6 protein-coding genes are annotated in these 8,317 nt (G+C 70.5%); 3 read left to right on the top strand and 3 right to left on the bottom strand.

Annotated features, from left to right (window positions below):
• Positions 1–4 precede the first annotated feature (4 nt).
• The 3 genes from ACFU99_RS02605 to ACFU99_RS02595 form a co-directional block, all read right to left on the bottom strand.
• The gene (locus ACFU99_RS02605; RefSeq protein ID WP_384384653.1) at positions 5–1,243 is read right to left on the bottom strand and encodes a PE-PGRS family protein; all 1,239 of its coding nucleotides are present in this window, start codon (positions 1,241–1,243) and stop codon (positions 5–7) included.
• 29 nt (positions 1,244–1,272) lie between these two features.
• Entirely contained in the window at positions 1,273–3,990 is a 2,718-nt protein-coding gene (locus ACFU99_RS02600) for a hypothetical protein (protein WP_384384650.1), read from the bottom strand.
• 145 nt (positions 3,991–4,135) lie between these two features.
• Positions 4,136–4,837 carry a Crp/Fnr family transcriptional regulator gene (locus ACFU99_RS02595; protein ID WP_384384647.1) on the bottom strand — a complete coding sequence of 234 codons (702 nt, stop codon included), beginning with the start codon at positions 4,835–4,837 and terminating at the stop codon, positions 4,136–4,138.
• 396 nt (positions 4,838–5,233) lie between these two features.
• Between ACFU99_RS02595 and rpsL the strand changes: the two genes are divergently transcribed.
• Genes rpsL through fusA form a run of 3 tightly spaced genes read left to right on the top strand, consistent with a single transcriptional unit; the run spans position 5,234 to position 8,240 of the window.
• Positions 5,234–5,605 (top strand): 30S ribosomal protein S12, encoded by a 372-nt coding sequence (rpsL, locus tag ACFU99_RS02590; protein WP_030890788.1) that lies wholly within the window; start codon positions 5,234–5,236, stop codon positions 5,603–5,605.
• Between the two features lie 2 nt (positions 5,606–5,607).
• Positions 5,608–6,078 carry a 30S ribosomal protein S7 gene (gene rpsG / locus ACFU99_RS02585; protein ID WP_030890786.1) on the top strand — a complete coding sequence of 157 codons (471 nt, stop codon included), beginning with the start codon at positions 5,608–5,610 and terminating at the stop codon, positions 6,076–6,078.
• A gap of 38 nt (positions 6,079–6,116) precedes the next feature.
• Positions 6,117–8,240: an elongation factor G gene (fusA, locus tag ACFU99_RS02580; RefSeq protein ID WP_384384644.1), complete on the top strand. Its 2,124-nt coding sequence runs from the start codon at positions 6,117–6,119 to the stop codon at positions 8,238–8,240.
• Positions 8,241–8,317 lie beyond the last annotated feature (77 nt).

The following is an 8,317-nucleotide window of genomic DNA, read 5'->3' as shown; positions in this document are numbered from 1 at the left end:
GTGGTCAGTGGCGGGGGTGCGGCTTCGAGAGCGGGACGCCGTCGGCCGGCGCCTGCTGTGGCGTCTCCTGCCGCGGCGCGTCCTGCTGGGCGCCGGCCTGCGGCGGTACGGGCGGGACAGGCGGTACGGGCGGCGCGTACGGGCCCGGGGGCGCGTACGGCTGCGGAGGCGCGTACGGCCCCGGCTGCTGCTGTCCCGGCTGCTCGGGCTCTCCCGATCGCAGCGCTTCCCGCGGTTCCCGCGCACCCGGCGCGGGGGCCTGCGGCGCGGCGGGCACGCCAGGCAGCCGCTGGTTGAGGATGTCGTTGACGACCTTGAGCGCGAGCTTCTTCGGCTCCTCCATCTGGTACTCCTCCAGCCCGTTCCCCTTCATCACCTCCGTCGCCAGATGCATCTGATTGCGGATCATCTCCAGCTGGTCCGCGCGCATGCTCTCCATCACCAGCCGGGAGTCCTCGGGGTGCTGCGCCAGGTGCAGCGCCCACGCGGCGACCCCGCCCTGCTCCAGGTGGTACTGGTAGAAGGCGATCTTCTGGGCGTTCAGCTCCTGCTCCTGCTGCGCGCGCTCCACCTCGAACTCGTGCTCCCGCCGCTGCCGCCGCATGCGCAGGGCGTGGCCGGGGTCCAGGACCTCCTCCGCGTACCGGATGGTGCGCAGTTCCCGCTGGTGCGCGATGGCGTCGTCGTCGAGGCGCAGCCGCACGGCGCAGCCCACCCGCAGCCCGGCGTCGGCCCCGAACGGCCCCCTGGAGTCGACCGCGTCCTGCACGGCCCGTTCCGCCTCGGCGCTCCGCTCCACCGGGTAGCGGCGGCTGACCGAGCGCAGCAGCTGCTGGAGCTGACGGGTGAGCAGGGCGGGCACATCGCGCTCACGGCTCTCGACGAACCGCGCGGGGTCCTCGACCTGCCAGCTGAGGTCGATGACCGCGCCGAACTCGAAGGCGTCGATGTCGCTGGGCAGCGCCAGTTCCAGATGGACGGCGTGGACGCCCATGTCCACCTCGTACATGGCGGTGTAGCGGCGGCTCATGACCTCCGAGCGCGACGGCCGGTGCGGCGGGAGGTACGCCTCGTACGAGCCGTCGGGGGTGGCGAAGACCAGGGCGTGGTCGATGCGGCTGAGGCGCTTGCGGGTCGAGTACTCGAAGCGGGAGAGCTGCCGGACGGTGATGACGGGATCGGTCAACTGCGTGTGCCGGTCGGCGGGTTGCTGCCATTCCGGCGGGCGGTGGAAATCCGCCATGGTTCATCTCCTTGCGGGTGGGGCGGTTTTCAGTGAGCTGACGTGAACGTGGTGAGCAGCCGGGCCGCGACGGGCGGGGGCGGGCCGCCGTCGGCGCCGGACAGGGTGCGCAGCAGATGGCCGAGGCGCTGCTGGTCGGCGGAGGTGACGGCGAGGGCGGGGAGCAGCGCGGCGAGGGCGCGCTCCGCGCCGGGGTCGGTGTCCGCGCCGCGCACCCAGTCGCGGAGCGTTTCGAGGGCGGCCGTGGTGTGCGTACGGTCGGCGAGGGCGGCGCGCCACAGGGCGGCCAGGTGGCGGTCGTCCTCGGTGTGCTCGCCGGTGGCCCGCTCGTACCAGGCCAGGAGCAGCGGGCGGCCGTCGTCGTCCTCGGTGCGCCGGGCGGCGCGCAGGAACGAGCGCAGCGCGAGCTCGCGCACTGCTTTGGGGGTGTCCGTCAGGTCGCCCACCAGTTCGGCGAGGACCGCGCCGCCGGTGTCCGACAGGAGCAGCAGTTCGGCGGCGTCCGCGAGGTGGTCGGTCTCGTGCTCCTCGATGTCCGGGCGGCGCGCGGCCGTGCGCAGCGCGTCCAGGGCCTCGGCCGGGAACGTGGGGCCGAGCAGCGCGTACCCGCGGATGGCGGTCCAGCGGCGCCGGTCGTCGTGGCCGGTGCACCAGGAGTGGAGGATGCGCGGGACGGCGGGGGTGCCCAGGTAGTGGGCGAGGGTGAGGGCGCCCGCGGCGGTGAGGCGGTCGCGGTAGCGGGGCGCGCCGGCCCAGCCCTGGATGACCAGCGCCATGGTGGACGGCAGGTCGGACGCGGCGAGGGTGGCCGCGAGCGCCGCCGCGCGGGTACGGACCAGGGGGCGGCCGTCGGCGGCCAGCCGCCGGATCCAGCGGACGACGGCGGGGCGGGCGGACGGGTGGCCGGTCCACACCTCGCGGAGCAGCAGCAGCGCCGTGCGCGGGTCCTGGAAGGCGGCCATGCGCTGCGGGACGGGCCCCCATTCGGTGGCTTCGTCCTTGCGGTAGACGCGGCCGCGGGCGAGCTGGAGGCGGTCGGCGGCGGAGGTGCCGAAGACGGGGATCTCGGGGCCGGCGTCCGGGTGCTGGGTCTCCTGGAGGAAGACGTAGAGCAGGTCGCCCAGTTCGGCCGTCAGGGCGTAGGGGGCCTCGTCGAAGACCGCGAGGGAGATGAGGAACGCCTTGTCGAGCAGGCGCAGTTCGGCGTCGCCCAGCCACTCCTGCACCTGGCTCTCGACGGCCGACTGGCTGTAGGCGGCCAGTTCGTCGAGGCCGGTGCCCTCACGGCCGTACCGGGCGGCCTCGGCGGCGAACCCGGCGACCTCGCGCAGCTGGTGCCGGTGGCCGAGGAAGTCCTGTACGGGCGCCAGCTCCAGCAGCTTCTCGGCGTCCGCGGCGCCGACGAGGCCGCGCAGATGGGCGCGGAGCACGTCGGCCGGGGGCGGCGGCTCCCAGGGGACGGGGCCGACGCCGTCGAGGAAGGCTCCCGGCGCGACGGTGATCACGAGATGGCCGTCCGCGCCGAGCTTCTCGCGCGCCGCCAGCAGATGGTTGTCGCGCAGCGGCCGGGTGCGGGTGGTGGCCAGGTCGCACAGGACGTAGCCGGGCGCGCCGGTCAGCTGGTCGCGCAGGTCGGTGGGGGAGGTGTCCGGGTCCAGGGCGCGGACGGCCCCGGCGCCGAGGCGGTGCAGCAGCATCAGGGCGGCGGCGCGGCGGCCGGTGAAGTGTCCGCCGGACAGGACGAGGACGCGCTCGGCGCGCAGCCGCTCCAGCGCGGAGGTGAAGCCGGGGCCGTCGGCGTAGAGGGCGTCGAGCCGCTCCAGCTCGGTGCGGGGGATCTCGCCGGAGGCGTGCGCGGGACCGGCGGGGGCCATGTGGAAGATCTCGGTCTTGCCGCCCATGACGACGTCGCCGGTGACCTGGCCGCCGCTGACGCCGTGCTGGTCGCCGCCGGCGAGGCCGCCGCCGAAGGAGGGGGAGCCGCCGTTGAAGGCGAAGACGGGGCCGCTTCCGGGGACGGGCGTTCCCGCCGCAGCCGCTTCTGTCACGGCTGCTTCTGCCGTGGCCGCCTCCGTCGTGGCCGCCTCCGCTGTAGTCGCTCGCGTCGTGGCCGCTTGCTTCGTGGCTGCTTGCGGAGGCTCCTGCTCCGGCTGCTCGTGGCCCGCCGGTACGGGCCCGCACAGCCAGCCCGTAAGAGAGCCCTCCTTGGTCCGTACGGAGATCTCGTGGAACTCCTCGGGCCGCAGTCCGGGGTGCCCATGGCGGACCACGCCCTGATAGACGGAGTCGGAGACGCACAGCACGCTCTGCTCGGACCGCTCACGCAGCGCGGCCCGCAGCGGCTCCGCGTCCAGCAGCCGGAACGCCTGGTTCAGATCGTGCCCGACGGCCCCGCCGAGCGTGCCGGGCTGCGGATGCAGGGCGACCTCGCCGGACGCGACGACGATCCGCAGCCGGACCTGCGCGCTGGCGGCGGCGAGCCGGTTGTCGGCGTGCAGCAGGGTGGGGGTCTGCGTCAGCAGCGCCCGCAGCAGCCGCGGCTTGGCGATCTCGGGGCTGATCAGCGCCATGACGCAGTCGCCCCGGTCCTCGCGGTGCTGCGCGGTCGGCTCGACGCCCGCGGCGGTCAGGGTGTCCTCGACGACCGTGTGCAGCATGCGGCGCATGAAGGTCTGCTCCACGTCGTCCCGCTGACCGAACTTCTCGATGTCGAAGAGCAGGATGGTGCGGTTGACGGGTTCGGTCATGGTTCCCTCTCGCTGTTCGGTGCGGGCCGCTGTCGGGGCCGGTGGTCAGCACAGTGCCGGTCGGCGCTCCGGCGCGGGAGGGCGGATGACGCGGACGGAGTGTGACCGTGTGCACAGAAGGGCGGCCGGGGGTTGGGGGAGGTACTCAGAGCGCGCGCCCCGTCCGCCGCAGCAGCTCGGGCCGGACGATGACGAGGGTGCGGCGGCGGGTGATGACGGCCTGCCGTTCCCGGTACTCCTTGAGCAGCCGGGCGACCGCCTCGCGCGAGGCCCCGACGGAGCCCGCGATCTCCTGCTGGCTGAGCGGGACGGCCAGCTCGATGCCCTCGGCGGTCCGTCTGCCGTGCGTACGGGCCAGGTCCAGCAGGAGGACGGCGAGGCGTTCGCGCACGGTGAGCGCGGCGAATTCGAGGCGGCGGCGGTCGCCGTGGTGCAGCCGGTCGAAGGTGAGGCGCAGCAGTTGGAAGGCGGCGCGCGGGGTGTGCTCCAGGTAGGCGGTGAACCGCTCGCGGTCGAGGGCGACGGCCTCGATGTCCTCCAGGGCGGTCACGGTGGCCGAGCGCGGGCGTTCGCTGATGGCGGCGGTCTCGCCGAGGATGTCGCCGGGGCCGCGCAGGGCGAGCAGCGCCTCGTAGCCGTTGGCGGCGGAGGCGGTGACCTTGGTCCAGCCGCGCAGGAGCAGCAGGACGTGGGTGGAGGGCTCGTCCTGGTGGATGACGACGGCGCGGGATGCGTAGCGCAGCGGGCGGCCGAGCGCGATGAGGGCGGCGCGGTCGTCGTGTTCGAGACGGGCCAGATAGGGCACCCGATCGTCGAGAGCGCCGTCGCCGCCCCACGTGTCACCCATGGCTCCGTGCCCCCGCAACGCTCACCGATGTTCGTCCGCAACGCGTCAACGTAGTGCAGGAGAACGACTGAGGAAGGGGAAACGGCCGACTTCACAGCCGTGTGCGACGCTGGAAGCAAGGCGATGGCCCGGCGTGTCCCGGCGAGCGGCATTTGTTTTGACCGAAGTGGATGAGGTAGGTACGCTCAGACCTTGTGCCTGGGGTGTGCCCGGGTCCTTGTGCGTGCACTCGTCCGTACGGGACATCGAGGACAAGCCGCCGATCCACTAAGCACTTTCCACCGTTTTCCGCGGTGTGAGGCGCGGCATGGAGTGTGCGACACACCCGACCGCGTGGGTCGGAGAAGCGCCTCAGGTTAGTTTTATCGAGATCGGCACACAGAAACCGGAGAAACGGTGCCTACGATCCAGCAGCTGGTCCGGAAGGGCCGGCAGGACAAGGTCGAGAAGAACAAGACGCCCGCGCTTGAGGGCTCGTCCCAGCGCCGCGGCGTCTGCACGCGCGTCTTCACGACCACCCCGAAGAAGCCGAACTCGGCCCTGCGCAAGGTTGCCCGTGTGCGCCTGACCAGCGGTATCGAGGTTACGGCCTACATTCCGGGTGAGGGACACAACCTGCAGGAGCACTCCATCGTGCTCGTGCGTGGTGGCCGTGTGAAGGACCTGCCGGGTGTTCGTTACAAGATCATCCGCGGTTCGCTTGACACCCAGGGTGTCAAGAACCGCAAGCAGGCTCGCAGCAAGTACGGCGCCAAGAAGGAGAAGTAAGAATGCCTCGTAAGGGCCCCGCCCCGAAGCGCCCGGTCATCATTGACCCGGTCTACAGCTCTCCTCTGGTGACCTCCCTCATCAACAAGGTCCTGCTGAACGGCAAGCGCTCCACCGCCGAGCGCATTGTCTACGGCGCCATGGAGGGACTGCGCGAGAAGACCGGCAACGACCCGGTCATCACGCTCAAGCGCGCGCTGGAGAACATCAAGCCCGCCCTGGAGGTCAAGTCCCGCCGTGTCGGTGGCGCGACCTACCAGGTGCCGGTCGAGGTCCGTCCGGGCCGCGCCTCCACCCTCGCGCTGCGCTGGCTCGTCGGGTACTCCCGCGCCCGCCGCGAGAAGACCATGACCGAGCGCCTCATGAACGAGCTGCTGGACGCCTCCAACGGTCTCGGCGCCTCTGTGAAGAAGCGTGAGGACACCCACAAGATGGCCGAGTCCAACAAGGCCTTCGCGCACTACCGCTGGTAGTCGCTACCCACATCGAGACCGAGAGAAGACTGAGCCATATGGCCACCACTTCGCTTGACCTGGCCAAGGTCCGCAATATCGGGATCATGGCCCACATCGACGCGGGCAAGACGACCACCACCGAGCGGATTCTGTTCTACACCGGTGTCTCCTACAAGATCGGTGAAGTCCACGACGGCGCTGCCACGATGGACTGGATGGAGCAGGAGCAGGAGCGCGGCATCACGATCACGTCTGCCGCGACGACCTGCCACTGGCCGCTGAACGACGTCGACCACACCATCAACATCATCGACACCCCGGGCCACGTCGACTTCACCGTCGAGGTGGAGCGTTCGCTGCGCGTGCTCGACGGTGCCGTGACGGTGTTCGACGGCGTCGCCGGTGTTGAGCCGCAGTCCGAGACGGTGTGGCGGCAGGCCGACCGCTACGGCGTGCCGCGTATCTGCTTCGTCAACAAGCTCGACCGCACCGGCGCCGAGTTCCACCGCTGCGTCGACATGATCGTCGACCGCCTCGGTGCGGTGCCGCTGGTCATGCAGCTCCCGATCGGCACCGAGGCCGACTTCAAGGGCGTCGTCGACCTCGTCTCCATGAAGGCGCTGGTCTGGAACGCCGAGGCCGCCAAGGGCGAGATGTACGACACCGTCGACATCCCGGACACCCACACGGAGGCCGCCGAGGAGTGGCGCGGCAAGCTGCTCGAAGCCGTCGCCGAGAACGACGAGGCCATGATGGAGCTGTACCTGGAGGGCGAGGAGCCCACCCAGGACCAGCTGATGGAGGCCATCCGCCGCATCACCATCGCCTCGACCGGCGCCGAGGGCACCGTCACGGTCACCCCCGTGTTCTGCGGTACCGCGTTCAAGAACAAGGGCGTGCAGCCGCTGCTCGACGCCGTCGTGCGCTACCTGCCGTCGCCGCTGGACGTCGACGCGGTCGAGGGCCACTCCGTCAAGGACGAGAACGAGGTCATCAAGCGTCGTCCGTCCGAGGACGAGCCGTTCTCCGGCCTGGCCTTCAAGATCGCGAGCGACCCGCACCTGGGCAAGCTCACCTTCGTCCGGGTGTACTCCGGCCGTATGGAGACCGGCTCCCAGGTGATGAACTCCGTGAAGGGCAAGAAGGAGCGCATCGGCAAGATCTACCGGATGCACGCGAACAAGCGTGAGGAGATCGAAGGCGTGGGCGCCGGCGACATCGTCGCCGTCATGGGTCTCAAGCAGACCACCACGGGCGAGACCCTCTGCGACGCGGCCCAGCCGGTGATCCTGGAGTCCATGAACTTCCCCGCTCCGGTGATCGAGGTCGCCATCGAGCCGAAGTCCAAGGGCGACCAGGAGAAGCTGGGTGTCGCCATCCAGCGTCTCGCCGAGGAGGACCCGTCCTTCCAGGTCGTCACCGACGAGGAGACCGGCCAGACCATCATCAAGGGGATGGGCGAGCTCCACCTCGACGTGCTGGTCGACCGGATGCGCCGGGAGTTCCGGGTCGAGGCGAACGTCGGCAAGCCGCAGGTCGCGTACCGCGAGACGCTGCGCAAGGCCGTCGAGCGCATCGACTACACGCACAAGAAGCAGACTGGTGGTTCCGGCCAGTTCGCCAAGGTGCAGATGGCGATCGAGCCCCTCGAAGGCGACGGGTACGAGTTCGAGAACAAGGTCACCGGTGGCCGGATCCCGCGGGAGTACATCCCGTCCGTGGACCAGGGCTGCCAGGAGGCCATGCAGTTCGGCGTTCTCGCCGGCTACCCGCTGACCGGCGTCAAGGTGACACTGCTCGACGGTGGCTACCACGACGTCGACTCCTCCGAGATGGCGTTCAAGATCGCCGGTTCCATGGCGTTCAAGGAAGGTGCCCGCAAGGCGTCGCCGGCTCTGCTTGAGCCGATGATGGCCGTCGAGGTCACCACCCCCGAGGACTACATGGGCGATGTCATCGGTGACATCAACTCCCGCCGTGGGCAGATCCAGTCCATGGAGGACCGCAGCGGCGCCAAGCTCGTCAAGGGTCTGGTTCCGCTGTCGGAGATGTTCGGCTACGTCGGAGACCTCCGCAGCAAGACCTCGGGTCGCGCAAGCTACTCGATGCAGTTCGACTCCTACGCCGAGGTTCCGCGGAACGTCGCCGAGGAGATCATCGCCAAGGCCAAGGGCGAGTGACCTCGTCCGCACGGACGAGGCGCACACCTTAGGCTAGAAACCGAATGCCGGGGCATTCCTCAGCAGTCCGTAAGGAA

Origin of the sequence: Streptomyces sp. NPDC057654, from assembly GCF_042800135.1 — a bacterium.
Classification (GTDB): Bacteria; Actinomycetota; Actinomycetes; order Streptomycetales; family Streptomycetaceae; genus Streptomyces.
Note: the sequence above shows the minus strand (reverse complement) of the source record. Positions and strands in the feature narration are given on the sequence as shown.